The sequence below is a fragment of the Bradyrhizobium erythrophlei genome (assembly GCF_042430365.1).
Lineage (GTDB): Bacteria > Pseudomonadota > Alphaproteobacteria > Rhizobiales > Xanthobacteraceae > Bradyrhizobium > Bradyrhizobium erythrophlei.
Genome location: NZ_JBHMET010000224.1, coordinates 44,284 through 58,954, shown reverse-complemented (window position 1 = coordinate 58,954; position 14,671 = coordinate 44,284). Strand labels below are relative to the sequence as shown.

14 protein-coding genes and 1 pseudogene are annotated in these 14,671 nt (G+C 57.5%); 13 read left to right on the top strand and 2 right to left on the bottom strand.

Annotated elements, in window-relative coordinates:
- The first annotated feature begins 17 nt into the window (after positions 1-17).
- Genes nifE through fdxB form a run of 6 tightly spaced genes read left to right on the top strand, consistent with a single transcriptional unit; the run spans position 18 to position 4,460 of the window.
- Complete coding sequence (gene nifE, locus ACFFWD_RS31475) at positions 18-1,655, top strand: nitrogenase iron-molybdenum cofactor biosynthesis protein NifE (RefSeq protein ID WP_376972039.1); 1,638 nt, start codon at positions 18-20, stop codon at positions 1,653-1,655.
- Between the two features lie 9 nt (positions 1,656-1,664).
- The gene (nifN, locus tag ACFFWD_RS31470) at positions 1,665-3,071 is read left to right on the top strand and encodes a nitrogenase iron-molybdenum cofactor biosynthesis protein NifN (RefSeq protein ID WP_376972037.1); all 1,407 of its coding nucleotides are present in this window, start codon (positions 1,665-1,667) and stop codon (positions 3,069-3,071) included.
- Positions 3,068-3,463, top strand: a complete 396-nt coding sequence (gene nifX, locus ACFFWD_RS31465) for a nitrogen fixation protein NifX (RefSeq protein ID WP_376972034.1) — start codon at positions 3,068-3,070, stop codon at positions 3,461-3,463. Before nifN ends, nifX begins: the two co-directional genes overlap by 4 nt.
- 7 nt (positions 3,464-3,470) lie before the next feature.
- Positions 3,471-3,941: a NifX-associated nitrogen fixation protein gene (locus ACFFWD_RS31460; protein ID WP_376972032.1), complete on the top strand. Its 471-nt coding sequence runs from the start codon at positions 3,471-3,473 to the stop codon at positions 3,939-3,941.
- Positions 3,942-3,950: 9 nt separating this feature from the next.
- Complete coding sequence (locus ACFFWD_RS31455) at positions 3,951-4,151, top strand: CCE_0567 family metalloprotein (RefSeq protein ID WP_376972030.1); 201 nt, start codon at positions 3,951-3,953, stop codon at positions 4,149-4,151.
- Positions 4,152-4,163: 12 nt separating this feature from the next.
- Positions 4,164-4,460 carry a ferredoxin III, nif-specific gene (gene fdxB, locus ACFFWD_RS31450; protein WP_376972028.1) on the top strand — a complete coding sequence of 99 codons (297 nt, stop codon included), beginning with the start codon at positions 4,164-4,166 and terminating at the stop codon, positions 4,458-4,460.
- Between the two features lie 532 nt (positions 4,461-4,992).
- Here fdxB and ACFFWD_RS31445 read toward each other — a convergent pair.
- Positions 4,993-5,121 (bottom strand): hypothetical protein, encoded by a 129-nt coding sequence (locus ACFFWD_RS31445; protein ID WP_376972026.1) that lies wholly within the window; start codon positions 5,119-5,121, stop codon positions 4,993-4,995.
- 296 nt (positions 5,122-5,417) lie between these two features.
- On the opposite strand from ACFFWD_RS31445, the gene ACFFWD_RS31440 reads away from it, so the two are divergent.
- The 5 genes from ACFFWD_RS31440 to ACFFWD_RS31420 all read left to right on the top strand — a co-directional run bounded on the left by ACFFWD_RS31440 (position 5,418) and on the right by ACFFWD_RS31420 (position 10,371).
- Positions 5,418-5,861, top strand: a complete 444-nt coding sequence (locus ACFFWD_RS31440; protein WP_376972024.1) for a YbgC/FadM family acyl-CoA thioesterase — start codon at positions 5,418-5,420, stop codon at positions 5,859-5,861.
- A gap of 715 nt (positions 5,862-6,576) precedes the next feature.
- Positions 6,577-6,918 (top strand): hypothetical protein, encoded by a 342-nt coding sequence (locus ACFFWD_RS31435; RefSeq protein WP_376972022.1) that lies wholly within the window; start codon positions 6,577-6,579, stop codon positions 6,916-6,918.
- Entirely contained in the window at positions 6,890-7,552 is a 663-nt protein-coding gene (locus ACFFWD_RS31430; protein ID WP_376972020.1) for a nucleotidyl transferase AbiEii/AbiGii toxin family protein, read from the top strand. The genes ACFFWD_RS31435 and ACFFWD_RS31430 overlap by 29 nt, the downstream gene beginning before the upstream one ends.
- A 1,055-nt stretch (positions 7,553-8,607) precedes the next feature.
- Positions 8,608-9,438 (top strand): class I SAM-dependent methyltransferase, encoded by an 831-nt coding sequence (locus ACFFWD_RS31425; RefSeq protein WP_376972323.1) that lies wholly within the window; start codon positions 8,608-8,610, stop codon positions 9,436-9,438.
- Between the two features lie 162 nt (positions 9,439-9,600).
- Positions 9,601-10,371 (top strand): UPF0149 family protein, encoded by a 771-nt coding sequence (locus ACFFWD_RS31420; protein ID WP_376972017.1) that lies wholly within the window; start codon positions 9,601-9,603, stop codon positions 10,369-10,371.
- A 556-nt stretch (positions 10,372-10,927) separates the two neighbouring features.
- Here ACFFWD_RS31420 and ACFFWD_RS31415 read toward each other — a convergent pair.
- Positions 10,928-12,169, bottom strand: coding sequence for a cytochrome P450 (locus ACFFWD_RS31415; RefSeq protein ID WP_376972015.1), 1,242 nt, complete (start codon positions 12,167-12,169; stop codon positions 10,928-10,930).
- A gap of 1,051 nt (positions 12,170-13,220) precedes the next feature.
- Here ACFFWD_RS31415 and ACFFWD_RS31410 point away from each other — a divergent pair.
- Both ACFFWD_RS31410 and ACFFWD_RS31405 read left to right on the top strand, forming a co-directional pair.
- Positions 13,221-14,105, top strand: a complete 885-nt coding sequence (locus ACFFWD_RS31410; protein ID WP_376972013.1) for a radical SAM/SPASM domain-containing protein — start codon at positions 13,221-13,223, stop codon at positions 14,103-14,105.
- 169 nt (positions 14,106-14,274) lie between these two features.
- Positions 14,275-14,556, top strand: a pseudogene (locus tag ACFFWD_RS31405) (IS701 family transposase); the annotation flags it as partial.
- Positions 14,557-14,671 lie beyond the last annotated feature (115 nt).

Sequence of the window (14,671 nt, the reverse complement as noted above, 5' to 3'; positions counted from 1 at the left end):
GTTATGAGGAAAGACGGATGAGTTCGCTACCGGCCACGGTCCAGGACATCTTCAACGAGCCGGGCTGCGCCAAGAATGCCAACAAGTCGGAGGCGGAGCGCAAGAATGGCTGTACCAAGCAGCTGCAGCCGGGCAGCGCCGCGGGCGGCTGCGCCTTTGATGGTGCCAAGATCGCGCTGCAGCCTTTTACCGACGTCGCTCACCTGGTGCACGGCCCGATCGCTTGCGAAGGCAATTCGTGGGACAATCGAGGCACGGCGTCATCGGGCTCGAACCTGTGGCGCACCGGATTCACAACCGATATGACCGAGACCGATATCGTATTTGGGGGCGAAAAGCGGCTCTACAAAGCGATCAAGGAGATCATCGGAAAGTGCGACCCGGCGGCCATCTTCGTCTATCAGACCTGCGTCCCCGCCATGATCGGCGACGACATCGACGCGGTCTGTAAGGCGGCTTCGCAGAGGTTCGGCAAGCCGATTATCCCGATCAATTCCCCGGGATTCGTCGGTTCCAAGAACCTCGGCAACAAGCTCGCTGGCGAGGCGTTGCTCGAGCATGTCATCGGTACGCAAGAGCCTGACTTTACCACGCCCTACGACGTGAATTTGATTGGAGAATACAATCTGTGCGGCGAGCTCTGGCAGGTCAAGCCGCTGTTTGACGAACTCGGTATCCGCATCCTCTCCTGCATCTCGGGTGATGGAAGATATCGCCAGGTCGCCTCGTCGCACCGGGCGCGCGCTGCCATGATGGTATGTTCGAAGGCGATGATAAATGTCGCGCGAAAGATGGAGGAGCGCTACGACATCCCATTCTTTGAAGGCTCGTTCTACGGCATCCAGGACTCAAGCGCCTCCCTGCGTGAGATTGCACGACTGCTGGTCAAGCGCGGCGCGCCGCACGATCTGATTGGACGCACCGAGGCGGTGATCGCGCGCGAGGAAGCACGGGCCTGGGCTGCAATCGAGCCGTATAAGCCGCGCTTCAAAGGCAAGAAGGCCTTGTTGATTACCGGCGGCGTGAAATCCTGGTCAATTGTTGCTGCGCTTCAGGAAGCCGGATTCGAACTGGTCGGGACCAGCGTGAAGAAATCTACAAGAGAGGACAAGGGGCGCATCAAGGAGCTGATGGGGCAGGATGGCCACATGATCGAGGAGATGACGCCGCGCGACATGTACAAGATGCTGAAGGATGCGAAAGCGGACATCATGCTCTCGGGCGGCAAGTCGCAGTTTGTCGCGCTGAAAGCGGCGATGCCCTGGATCGATATCAATCAGGAGCGTTGCCACGCCTATATGGGCTATGTCGGAATGGTAAAGCTGGTCGAGGAGATCGACAAATCGCTGTCCAATCCGATGTGGGAGCAGCTGCGTCGACCGGCGCCCTGGAACGTGCTGGCCAAGGCGATCGCGCAGCACCGGCAGGCCACAGAGATCGCCTCCGATCTTGCGGGAGCGTCTCATCGAGCGAAAAAGATCTGCTTCTGCAACGCGGTCGATCTCGGCACGATCGAGGATGCGATTCGCTCGCATGGCCTGACCAGCGTCGAGGCAGTCAGGCAGCACACCAATGCGGTTGGTGGCTGCTGCAAGCGCCGGATCGAGGGCATTCTGGCGTCCTCGTCGCCGGCCATGCCACAGGCCGTGGAATAGGCAGGCGTCATGGCTATCGTCACGATGCCGAAGAAGGCCTGCGCGATCAACCCGTTGAAGATGAGCCAGCCGATCGGCGGCGCATTCGCCTTCATGGGGCTGCGCGGGGCGATGCCGCTTCTACATGGCTCGCAAGGATGCACATCGTTCGGGCTCACGCTGTTTGTGCGGCACTTCAAGGAGGCGGTGCCGCTGCAGACCACCGCGATGAGCGAGGTCGCGACCGTGCTCGGCGGCTACGAAAATCTGGAGCAGGCAATACTCAATATCTACAATCGCACCAAGCCAAAGATCATCGGGATCTGCTCGACCGGGGTGACCGAAACCAATGGCGACGACGTCGACGCCTACATAAAGCTGATCCGCGAGAAGCATCCGCAACTCGCCAAGTTGCCTTTGATCTATGTCTCGACGCCCGATTTCAAGGATGCGTTTCAGGACGGCTGGGAGAAGACTGTCACGCGCATGGTCGATGTGCTGGTCGAGCCGCTTGCGGTCAAGGCCCTGCGTGATCCCATGCAGGTGAATGTCCTTCCAGGATGCCACCTCACGCCGGGTGATCTCGATGAACTCCGAACCATCCTTGAGGACTTCGGGCTGCAGCCATCCTTCCTGCCTGATCTGGCGGGATCGCTGGATGGGCATATCCCCGATGAGTTTACACCGACAACCATCGGCGGCATCGCCGTCGACGAAGTCGCGAGGATGGGCCGGGCCGGCTGGACCATTGCCATCGGTGCGCAGATGCGACGGGCGGCTGAAGCCATGCAGGCTAAAACCGGGGTGCCATTTCGCCTGTTCGAGCGACTATGCGGCCTGATTCCCAATGATGAATTCATTGCTTTTCTAAGTGAGATCAGCGACCGCCCTGTGCCATTAAAATATCGGCGCCAGCGCGGGCAGCTCGCTGATTCGATGCTGGATACGCACTTCCATATCGGCGGTCGCAGACTTGCGATCGGTGCCGAGCCTGACCTCTTGTTCGACCTGTCCGGCATGCTGCACGAGATGGGCGCTCAGGTGACTGCGGCCGTGACGACCACACAGTCGACGGTGTTGGAGCGGATCAAGATTCCGGAGGTGCTGATCGGCGACCTGGAGGATCTGGAAGAGCTTGCCAGGAGCAAGAATTGCGACCTGCTGATCACGCATTCGCATGGCCGGCAAGCGGCGGCGCGGCTGAAGATTCCGTTTTATCGTGCGGGCTTTCCGATGTTCGATCGGATCGGCGCAGGACACCAGCTATCCGTCGGCTATCGTGGCACGCGCGATCTGATCTTCGATATCGCCAATCTCGTGATCGCCGATCGAGAGGAGAACCATCAGCCTACGCCCGATAGCTGGCGGACCACGACACTGCCCGTAAGGTCCGGCCGCCGTAGCTTCATCGACCCAACAGAAAGGTCGATTGCATGAAGGTTGCATTCGCGACCCAGGATCTAAGGCGCGTCGATGCGCATTTCGGCTGGGCCAGGAACATCGCCATCTACGATGTCGCGCCGAGTGGGCACGTGTTCCTGAAAGTGGTTGAGTTCGACGGCGATCTCAAAGAGGACGGCGACGAGGACAAGCTTGCGCCGAAGATCGAGGCGATCAAGGATTGCACCATCCTCTATGTCGCCGCTATCGGTGGCTCCGGTGCAGCGCGGGTTGTGGCCAATAATATTCATCCCATCAAGGTGAACAAGCCCGAGAACATCCTGGTACTGCTCGAAAAGCTCGAGCGCGTGCTGAAGGGGACGCCGCCGCCCTGGCTGCGCAAAGCTTTGGCGAAGGATCAAAAGCGCACATTCGATTTCGACGAATGAGGATGAAATGGCTGAGGGCGGCGAAATAGTGCAATCCAATATCGCTCTCGATGCGCCGTTCGTCAAAGAGTTGGTCAAGATTTGGCGTGCTCAGGACACCAACGGCGCCTGGGAGAATAAGAGCGATCTCAACCTGCTCGAACCTTATATCCTGGATAAGGAGAAGCGGCGCGCCCTGCCGATCGTCGGCGATCCGGATCCTGATACGGTCTGGCGGCTGGAGCTGTTCTTCCATGCGGTCGGGATCTCGATCGAGAAGGCGACCGGCGTGATGATCCAGCCGATGCTGAAGATGCACCATGAAGGCTTTGGTCGGATGGTGCTGATCGGAGGGCGGCTCATAGCGGTGAACAAGCAGCTGCGCGATGTGCATCGCTTCGGGTTCGACAATCTCGCGAAGCTTGCGGACGAGGGTGACAAGTATGTCAGGGATGGCATCAACATGATTCGGAAATTTCCCGACGTGGCGAACTATTGAGGGGAGCTCATGAGCGATCGTGAAGCACTGAAAGCAGAATTAAAGAAGCTGTCGGCAAGAGCGATCCAGGCCAAAATGGATTTGCACGACCTTTCGGAGGAATTGCCCGTCAACTGGACCTCGATCATGGCCGTGGCGCAGAAGGCGCATGATGCCTTTGCCGAACTCGAGCGCAAGAGCCAGGATCTAAAGCAACTGGAAAAGGCGTAAAGGTATTTAATCATGTCATTTGCAACGCGCGACGGCCGCGACTGGACGCCGGACTACCTGACTTCAATCGATGCCAAGAAATGCATCGGCTGCGGTCGCTGCTTCAAGGTTTGTGGTCGCGATGTCATGACATTGAAGGGGATCGACGAGAAGGGTGAGCTTGTCGACCTCGACGACGATGACGATGAGATCGAGAAGAAAATTATGGTGATGAATGATCAGGGCGCCTGCATCGGCTGCGGCGCCTGCGCCAGAGTGTGTCCGACGAACTGCCAAACTCATGTTTCTGCCGCAGCGGAAGCAGCTTAAGGGCGCCTATGTTGACCTCTTCTTGCGGGCAGGCGGCGCGGGGAGGAAATGGACCTGTTGTTGACCAGATGAGCCAGCAACCCAACGCAAGAGCACCTCGTGGCAAACGTGCACATGTTCGTCAAGCGCGAGCCCTGGACGTACTGCGCATTGGTCAATGTGCCTGTGCGGAATGACGTCGCCGCTCAATAAGTGACGCCGGTCTGATGCGAGTGCCGTTGCGCGGACTTGTGCCATCGAGCGGGCCTGTCGTTTGCGAGATCAGCGGCCGGCTATACCACGCACTCCTCGCTCAGAGATTGGAGCATTCGGCGAAAGAGATGTTCCTAGCAAGCGCCGGTACGCTTGCAGCGATTGAGACGTGTCTGATGTCCATGCTTATTCAAGTCCGAGTCCTTTCGTTATTGCCGCGATGGGCAATCACAAGCGATTAGCGTCGTCTCTCGGGCGCACGTTGATTGCCGGTGGAAGTGTACGAACCGCGTGCGTTTGCGCGACCGCGATAGCCTGGTCTTCGCCTAGCTAGAAATCGCTAGCGGCCACGTTTGACGTCTTTCTTTGTGGTAGACTTGAGCATTTCGCCGAGCAGCACCGCCATCGCCTTTTCGGGATCGTTCGGTATTTCATCCCTTAGCTTTAGAGCCAACGCTTTGAAGGTCACGAGCATCTCCGGGGTCCCGCCTTCGTATCCTAGGGGGCTAGCTTTCGAGAAGCTGACTAGACGAATGAAGGGCCGAGGGACAGGCGCTCGCCATCTTGGCGCAGGCTTTTCGGTCGCGTACGTCCACTTGATCGGGCCGTTGCGAAGGCTGCGCGCGCTTGAGAAACGAGGCTCCGGCTGCGTCGCGCGTCAAGGGGCGAGACAGGCGGCATGCCGCTCTTGACGTGCGACACATCCGGCGCGTGCATGCTGGGCATGGCCAATGCCGGAGTACGCGCAATAAGAGGAACCGCGCTGTGACAGTCTCTCTTAACGGCGAAATTCGAGACGGACGGCATTACATGCAGGTCCGCGTCTATTTCGAAGATACCGACTGCGGCCAGATTGTTTATCACGCCAATTTTTTGCGTTTCATGGAACGTGGCAGAACGAATTACTTGCGCCTGCTCGGCACCAATCAGCAAGCGCTGCTCGAGGAAACGTGGAACGATGCCCCGGGCTTCGCCTTCGTTGTCCGTCCGATGACAATCGATTTTCTAAAACCGGCAGTCTTGGACGACCTCCTTGACATTGTCACGGTCCCGCAAGAGGTGAGAGGCGCGTCGATTGGCTTGCTGCAGGAGTGCAGGCGCGGGGGCGATCTCTTGGTCTCGGCGCGTGTACGGGTCGCGTTTATCTCAGGTGGAAAAGCGCAGCGCATCCCAAAGGCTCTGAGGCTTGCTATGGAAGAGCACAGATAAATCTGCCTTTCGTTCACGCTTTAACGCTCCAGCGACCCAATGAAATCAATGCGTTGGCCTTCTGTTGCGATATCGTCAAGTCAGAGTTTACGAGCCCGATTTTATCATGTCCCAAAGGTGGAGCGGGTGGACCGGGAGGAGCGAGAGGGGATGCAGGACCGGGCGACGATGCCAATCTGTGCGGAGGGGGATCTGCCGGAGATCGCGGACCTCTTGGTTCTCCGCGCAAAGATCTCAGGTGCATTCAAACGGCTTGAGCTGTGAAACCGAAACGGCAGCTCAGAGGCACAGGCGACGTGCGTGCGTTGTACCGAACGCTCCTCCCGATGGTCTCGCGATAAGCAGCTGACTGCGCACCCTTCATTAGCTAAGGAGGGCGCATGTCAGTCCTTTCAGCACCGCAATCCGAACGCAGATCATTAGGCTGCGTCCCGGGCTTCCTCAACTTTGCGAAAGCTCGACCCGCTCCGGTGCGGCGGCAGCCTCGGTCCGAAGGCGCGAAGTTTTGGGCAAGGGTGGCAGACGCCAAAAGCTTCATCGCTGTGATGCCCCGGCGGACCCGAACTAGGTTCTCGGTCGGAGTAGGGGATCTGAGCCGGCCGTACCGAATTAGTGGAACAATCAGCCATTTACGTGGCTTAGGTCAGTCGGGAAACCTTAACCTACTGGTCAACCAAAGGTCGACTAAGGTTGAGAAAAATCCTATGATAGGCGGATGGATTTCGTGGCGGAGAAGGGACACTACATTGGCTGGGCCGAAGGCAGTTCGGCCGTGGACAAACTTGTATTGGCGACCGTCAATGCACCTTTCAAGCGAGACATCAGCGCGGCAATACTTCACCAGTGCATTGCGCGGGCCGAGCTCGCCGACTGGCGGGTCCATGTAACGACGTTCTTTACCGACGTATCGCCGCAATTGGTTTTCGGTTTTGCAGCACTACACGGTATCTCCAAGTCCGAACTCGCCAAGGCATACGTTCTCATCAAAACCAAGACGGGCGAGTACAACCCTGATTTGGAGAGCGAGCTTGTCCCACTGGCAACTTCTGCTCGATAGAACAGTTGCGGGTCTAGACCACTTTCGAGCGAACGGAAAGCCCGTTCCCGATTGGGTGCTCGGGGGCGGTACCGCGTTGATGATCCACAGCGGCCACCGCCTCAGCAAGGACATCGATGCCTTCATCGACGATCCGCAATACGTCGCTCTAATGTCGCCGCGTCTCGGAGGCGAAGAGGTCTGGGCATGCGACGCCTACGACGAAGCAGCTCATTATCTCAAGCTTGTCTATCCAGAGGGTGAAATTGATTTTATCGTTGCCGGCTCGGTGACAGAGCTTCCTGTCGAATGGAAAACGATCGAGGTCAGGCCAGGCACCTCGCACACCATAGAAGTAGAGCATCCGGTCGAAATCGCGCTTAAGAAGCTGAACTATCGCGGAAACATGCTCAAGATACGCGATGTCTTCGATATCGTGGTCGTCGATTCTCTTTTCCCGGATTTGCTGCGCGACAACTTGCACTACGTGGCTCACCTGAAACGCGCAATCTGCGATAGGTTGTCTGGGATATCAGAAGAATTCCTGCGCCAGCAGCTTGATGAACTCGCCATCGCTGACGAATGGCGGCCGCTAGCGAGCACGTGTCTTCAACGCATGAAGGAAATCGCCCAAGCTATCCCAGACCCGAAATAGGGATCGAAATTACGCCATGCCACCGGCGCACGTCGGCGACTCGCATAATCTTCATTATAGAATATGTTCCTTGTACCACAGTGGCGCTCCAAGAACTAGACGAACGAGACCTCGACTGTGTGTTGGCGCTTGTCGTCGAACACCCAAGCCAAGCCAGCATCACTCCTCCGCGACGAAATCGACGACGCATTCGATTCCAGCGTGTCGGACGAGCAAGCAGCAGGCCTCGGATGACCTTGGACGCAAGAACCGGATAACGCACCGCATCGCTGCGGAACAGCACCAGCGACCGCCTTCCAGGAAGGCGCATCACCTCAGATGGGTCCAGAACCGTCGGCCGATCTCCGAGAGCCCCAGCGAATGCTGCTCCCGCATCAGATCCGTACTGGAGCGCGAAGTGCCCTGGTTTCTTGCGAGCATGGTTGCCTGGCCGCACGCTGCGCAGCTCGAAATGTACTTATGCTTTTATAGTTGAGGCCAATGAGGCGGCCTCAAGGAGCTTTTACGAGGCGCATAATTTTCGGCGACTAGTAGTGTCTGGACGACGGCTTTTCCTGCCCCTGGCGGAGATCGCTAAAGTGTTTACTTAGGCCATCTTCGTCTTTGGTGTTCCGAGGATCGACCGCCGATATCAAGCTCTGACAAGTCATATCAGGAGCGTGGATCACTTCAGTCCGGAGTCCCGTTGCCGAAAGATCGACAATAAGCGGTTGCAAGAGGGCCGGGAAGTCTATGGCCTCGCACAGTCTATTTCAGCCGGAAAAGCGCAGCGCATCCCAAAAACTCCCATAGTAGACAAACGTACTAGCAGGCAAGCCCCCTACTTCATGAAGCGAGACTGAAAAAGCAGTGGGGTTTATGCGTCGGCCAATCTCTGCGATAAGGCACCGAGTCGCTTGAAGGCACAGCCGTCGACTGGCTTGCAAAATGAAATAGGAGGCATTGGGTTGCGAGTAGATTTTCCGCGTATCAATCGGTCTAAAGCTGTCTTCGATGATATTTATGCTTCGGATGATCCCAGGGCATATTTCTCTGTCCTGGGCGAACTCGATTATATGATCCCGGACGTGGCTGAGCCGGTTGTGCGCCAGATTCTGGCAGCGAAAGCATCGGCAACTGGCGTTAAGCCGACCGTGCTTGACGTCGGCTGTTCATACGGCATCAACGCGGCGGTGCATCGGTTTCCACTGACGTTCGGGGGCTTGCGTCATCGCTACGCTCGGCGCGAGATGAGGGCAATCAGTTCTGAGACACTGGTGCGTCTTGATCGCAATTTCTATGCGGCTTGGCCTGATGTCGGACTCGCGCGATTTATCGGTCTCGATGTATCGGCGCCGGCGATCAGCTATGCAACAGCTGTTGGTCTCCTTGAGCAGGGCATTGTCGCTGATCTTGAAAAGGAGACGCTATCGACGGACAGCGCGCTTATCATCCGCTCCACTGATGTGATCATGTCGACGGGGTGCATCGGCTACGTTACCGAGAAGACGTTCAGTAAGATTCTCGATGCGACGGAGAAGCGTCCATGGATCATCTCCTTCGTGCTACGAATGTTCCCATTTGATTCGTTGGCTGCGACGTTCGCAAAGCGTGGCCTTGTGACAGAACGTCTTACCAGTGCGACATTTATCCAGCGTCGCTTTCGCGATGCTGAAGAGTTTGAAAGTTGCTTGGCCACCTTGGCGGCTCTTGGCGTCGATGCTACCGCTCTTGAGTCGGAAGGACTGTTTCACGCCGATCTGCTCTTGTCCCGCCCTGAGATGGATGCGCGCGCCACCCCTCTGGAAGACATTGTCACCGTCGCCAGCGGCAGGGGTCGGCCGATCGGGCCCCGTTATGTGCATATTGAAGGCAATGAGGGCTTGCAGGTCGCGTTGGAGCCGTGACGGGTTCCTTTTCCGAAGATGGCCGTGGAGGTGACCTAGAACAGTGTACCGAAGTAGATCATGCCCTGACTTCCTGCACGGTTACTTCCTGTGGAACAGGAGGTCGGTGGTTCGGGCCCACCCAACTGTACCAGATAATTCAGACACTTAGACGAATCCGAAATGTTGTTGATCGTGCAAAGCTACCATGTAGCTACCACGGGAATGCAAGTATCTTCGGCAGATCACGCGCACCGGGCGAACCAAAAGCCATCAACTGCACGAGCTGCTCGCCTGGAACTGGAAGGCGGCGCGCCATCGCACCACACAGGCTGCCGCATGAGCGCGCGTCGCCATAAAACAACATCGTCGATGGCGTCAGCCGCGATGCCGCTTGCGGAGCTCGAGCGATGGCTCCAGGCTCGCAATCGGCATCCTGCCGCCACCAGCATTCCCATGCTCGACGGCTATGCCGCCGCGATCGTCGCCGGACCGGTGTCGATGAGCCCGATCGACTGGATCTGCCCGCTGCTCGCGATCGACGCCGACGCTTTCAACCATGGCGGCACGCCGGAGTTCGCCGCGATCTCCGCCGTCGCGCTGCGCCACAACGACATCAGCAACACCCTCTCGACCGCGCCCGATCGGTTCGAGCCGATGCACCGGCGCGAAGTCAATGGCGATATCGATCCGCGCCCCTGGTGTCAGGGCTTCTATGCCGCGGTGCAGCTCAGACTGTCCGCGTGGGCGCCGTTGCTGGACGCCGGCAACGTCAATCACGGCCTGCTGCTGCCCATCCTGCTGCACAGTCGCGATGATCAGAGCGGTCCGCGGCTCGGAGCGCCACAAAGCGGTCGCGGGACCAGAAACTTTCTGCCTAACGCTCACGCCGACATCCCAGCGGCCGTCGAGGCCTTGCGCCAATATTGGATGCCGATCCGCTACGCACGCTGATCACCGCAGACGTCGTAGCTAATACCGCTTACCGCGGACCATCAGCCGATGAGACGTAAGTGTGGCTACCTTCCGACGTTTCAGTAGTGTCCGGGTGTGGCGTAGCGCCGACCCACGAGCAATGATTTTGACATTCTGCTAGAGCGTAAGCTTGAAAGGAACGGCGGACAGTTGCTGGCGGCGGGGCGCGCTGATCATGGGCGCTGCCTGTCACCGGCTACGGTGGCTGCCGCCTGGAATATTCCGCCAACTGCTCCTTGAGGACGTTTCGCGAGGTTGAAGAGGCTTCTTTGACAGTAGGTCGGCCACACCGTAGGCTGACATATCGGTCGTCATTGTCGTCTGCTTCTCAGTGAGAGGATCAATCAGTGCTGGGCACCACCGTTCATCGCTGCTCGCAGGTCACTTCAACGCCTGTCCGATGGCTGCCCGGTTCCCGAGATGCAGTCATTCCTTCACGCCGATCAACCGCTTTCGGTACTGTGCAGCGACGAGAGCCGTTAAAGAGGGGACGAAACCGTGCTGCTGGGCGACTCTCAAGCCGGAGCATCACAGCCTAAGCTCTAATCTGCACAGGGAGAGCGGAATAACCGTGCACAAAGTTCGACGCAATTCGCTCGGGTTCGCCGACAACCCTGACCTCCAGCCGCGTATTCAAGATTTCTTCCCAGAGGATTTTCAACTGCAGCTCCGCAAGATGTCGCCCAACGCAACGATGGATACCGAATCCGAAGGAGAGATGCTGCCGCACGTTCTTGCGGTCGATGACGAAGCTGTCGGCGTTCTCGATGACCTCTTCGTCGCGGTTACCAGAGATATACCACATGACGACCTTGTCGCCCTTCCTGATTTGTTTCCCACCCACGACGATATCGGCCGCGGCGTTGCGCCGCATATGTGCGATGGGCGTCTGATACCGAATAATCTCCGACACCGTGCTCGACACCAGCTTGGGGTTATCGCGTAGTTTTCGCAGCTCGGAGGGGTGCTGGTTCATGAACAGGAGGCCACCGGTAATCGAATTGCGCGTGGTATCATTCCCGCCCACGATCAGCAGAATCAGATTCCCGAGAAACTCGCTCGGCTCCATGTGTCGAGTTGCAGGCGAGTGTGCCATCATGGAAATCAGGTCCAAGCGGGGCTCGGCATTCACGCGCTCGTTCCAAAGCCGCGTGAAATAATCCAAGCACTCGGACAAGATCGTGCTTCGCTTGTCCCAGCTGTCGATCGCATGACCTACTTTCGGATTAGCAACAGCTACGTCCGACCAATAGGTCAAGAGCCGCCGATCCTCAAATGGAAAGTCGAACAACGTGGCGAGCATCTGCGTCGTCAACTCAATGGAGACCATATCCACCCAATTGAAGGTATCATTCCGCGGCAAGCCGTCCAGAATCGTTCTAGCCCGACGGCGGATCAAGCCTTCGAGCTTCGTCAGATTTTCCGGCGCGACTATCGGGCTTACAGTAGCGCGCTGCTCGCCATGTTTGGGAGGCCCCATCTTGATGAAACTTTGAGTCCAGTGCTTGTCCGGCACATCGACAATTGTGATGCCTCGCTCTGACGAAAATGTCTTATGATTTGTATCTATCGCGACGATATCTCGGTATTTCGTTATGGACCAATATGGACCATAAGGGCTGCCGTGGCAGTAGTGAACGGGATCTTCCATTCGCAACCGCTCGAAGCAGCCCCATATGCTGTCATCCTGAAAGCGCTTGGCTTCGCTTACATCCAGATTGCTCAGCGGCATATGACACGCATTATCGGCTCTATAGCCTGCCAATCGCGTTTTCATGATCCTCTCCGCAGAATTTTCTCTCTCGAAAGCTTGCGGATCCGCAGGTCGCGATTCATGGTTCGAGCTGCCGTAGCCTTTTTGGTTGCGAGCGGGTCGTCGCTCGAACAGAGTATCCCAAAGTGCAGACAGCCTCCCCCTACCATGTCCGGCAGTAAGGATCGCATTGACTTTCTAAATCGATCGGCTCCAGTGGATGGATGAGCACTACCACCGCTACACAGGCATCGCCCAATGGCAGCTGCATCGCTGCTTGAGTTATCAAAGAGGACGCAATGTGACCGCAGCTTCCTTCTTCTTTACAATGGCTAAAGCCGACGTCTTTGGCTCCTCACGGCCACACTTGAAGTAGTTACCTGTTGGCCGGAGGATCGTGCGGTGACAATTGCGAAAACTGATCGTCATCGACGCAGTCGGTCACCACCGCTCTGCCGAAATATGGCAATTTGTTCTACAACGTGGCAACAAGCCTGCTTTATCCATCATCCTAACTAGCAACTTGCGATCTTGACGGGACAGGAAGCTTTCGCGGACGATCGGCGTCAAGGGCTGCGATGCTCGCCGGCTCCACCACATTCAGATCGTCCGGACCGTTCGCGAGGGCTGTCGCCTGCGCGACTAATGAAAAGAGGGGTCCGGAACCCGCGCCGCCGTCGGGAGAAAATAGGATGTCCCGTTTGGCCGGGTCAGATGCTGGTTCCGCATCGTCACGATTTCGGAAGCGTCTCCGTAGCCCCTCCTGGTGAGGCCACCAGCCCACCATCTGGCGTGTGCCTACTCGAAACGAGGATGTCAGTGGCGGCCCAGGATACTAAGCGGCAGTCGGCGCGTTGGGAGGCCAGTCGACACCGGGGTAGAGGCTCCCACCTTCGGTAGCGGATTGTCGAACTCGGCGCATTGTTGGCGATGACATAAGAGCTTCGTCTAGGGCATTCGCCAACCGGCCCACCTTGGATTTGCAATCCGTGAGCAGCAAAGCAAGCCCCGCGCACTCAACACTGCGCTCCTTCTCCGGCATTTCTTGCTCCGGAACCTGAAAGGACCAGACAGAATGACGGCATACCCCATGGTGTTACAGAACTTACGCGCAGCCAATCCTGGTGGCAGGGTATTGGAGATAACCACGACCGCAGGATGCATCGTCCGATGTTCTTATTGCCCTCAGGACAAGTTCGCCGATCACCAAAGACCTGTGTCCCAAGCCAAACACCTGGGTCTTCAAGATTTCGAGCGATGTCTGGCACGCGTACCAACCGCTACCGACATCAGTTTTGCCGGCTACTCGGAGCCTTGGCTGCATCCGGAGTGCACCAGGATGGTTGAGCATGCTTACGCACGCGGCCATGACATCCGAATTTTCACGACCCTTGTCGGGATGAATGGGAGTGACGTCCGGCGCTTGCAAATGCTGCAGTTCAAGGCTTTCATCGTGCACGTTCTTGATGACGGCACTTACATGAACAGCCGCCTCGTCGGAAAGACCTATCTCAACGTCATGCGTCGACTGGTCGAGGCAAACATTCCCTCAATTCGATTCGTCGTCCTGGGCAGAGTCCATCCCGATCTCGCCGACATCATTCCCGCCAAAACGCTCGAGTGCTTGCGGCCGCTGAGTAGCAGGCAAGGACGTATTGATCCGAATATCATCAAACCACGACAGCCGGTCGTTGGAACTCTTTCATGTGTTGGCAAGCAGCAGTATCGGAATGTCCTTCTCCCAAACGGCGACATTACTCTGTGCTGCATGGATTTTGAGCGGCGTCATATCCTGGGCAATCTTCTGCGCGACGAATACGAAGATCTCTTCGAAGGACCAATCTTTCGCGAAATCGTCAATCGCATGAATGGAATGGACGGCTTTCTGCTTTGCAGGATGTGCGAACTTGCCAAGCCGCGGGCGTCTGCAGGCACGATGGATGCCGACCAAGCCTTTTGAGCGGCCCGCGAATACCCGTGCTATGGACCTGTGGGGAATGATACGACCATACGCGATGCGTCGCGCTGCGTCGGTTTTGCCGCGCCGACAACTATCGGAAACTCGCCGATTGGCGAGCCGCCGTCGCGGTCGTAGTGCCTTGATCGCCGCGATGGAGATCTGAAGGTCAAGACGATCGCGAGAGCTCAAGCAAGAGGTCGGCCTCGGCCATTACGAAGGGCGTGGTTGGCGCGGCTTCCATCACCACGCCACGTTATGCATCGCCGCCTACGGTTTCCTGATCTCCGAAAGGGAGACGATTCCCCCCTTACGACCTCATCGGCCCGCGTTCGTCAAAGAATTTGCGCTTTCCAAAAATCAAAAGCCCCGCGGCGCTCCCGCTCAGAACCGAGCGTCACATGCCGAATTCGATCACTACCATGCGGCGGCGCCTCGCGAGCGCATTGGTTAGGCGGTTACGTAGATGTCCGTGCTGCGCAATCCAAATCGAGGCCCATGCACCGTCATGATTTGTGGACGCAGTAAGACTAGAGGTGGGGGAGGGGACAGATGCTCGGCGCCGCGCG

Coding starts and splice junctions, on each gene's coding strand:
- ACFFWD_RS31460 (WP_376972032.1), top strand. CDS start 3,471: ATGGCTGAGGGCGGCGAAATAGTGCAATCCAATATCGCTCTCGATGCG.
- nifE (WP_376972039.1), top strand. CDS start 18: ATGAGTTCGCTACCGGCCACGGTCCAGGACATCTTCAACGAGCCGGGC.
- ACFFWD_RS31435 (WP_376972022.1), top strand. CDS start 6,577: ATGGATTTCGTGGCGGAGAAGGGACACTACATTGGCTGGGCCGAAGGC.
- ACFFWD_RS31415 (WP_376972015.1), bottom strand. CDS start 12,169: ATGAAAACGCGATTGGCAGGCTATAGAGCCGATAATGCGTGTCATATG.
- nifX (WP_376972034.1), top strand. CDS start 3,068: ATGAAGGTTGCATTCGCGACCCAGGATCTAAGGCGCGTCGATGCGCAT.
- ACFFWD_RS31425 (WP_376972323.1), top strand. CDS start 8,608: ATGATCCCGGACGTGGCTGAGCCGGTTGTGCGCCAGATTCTGGCAGCG.
- ACFFWD_RS31410 (WP_376972013.1), top strand. CDS start 13,221: ATGACGGCATACCCCATGGTGTTACAGAACTTACGCGCAGCCAATCCT.
- ACFFWD_RS31420 (WP_376972017.1), top strand. CDS start 9,601: ATGTTGTTGATCGTGCAAAGCTACCATGTAGCTACCACGGGAATGCAA.
- ACFFWD_RS31455 (WP_376972030.1), top strand. CDS start 3,951: ATGAGCGATCGTGAAGCACTGAAAGCAGAATTAAAGAAGCTGTCGGCA.
- fdxB (WP_376972028.1), top strand. CDS start 4,164: ATGTCATTTGCAACGCGCGACGGCCGCGACTGGACGCCGGACTACCTG.
- nifN (WP_376972037.1), top strand. CDS start 1,665: ATGGCTATCGTCACGATGCCGAAGAAGGCCTGCGCGATCAACCCGTTG.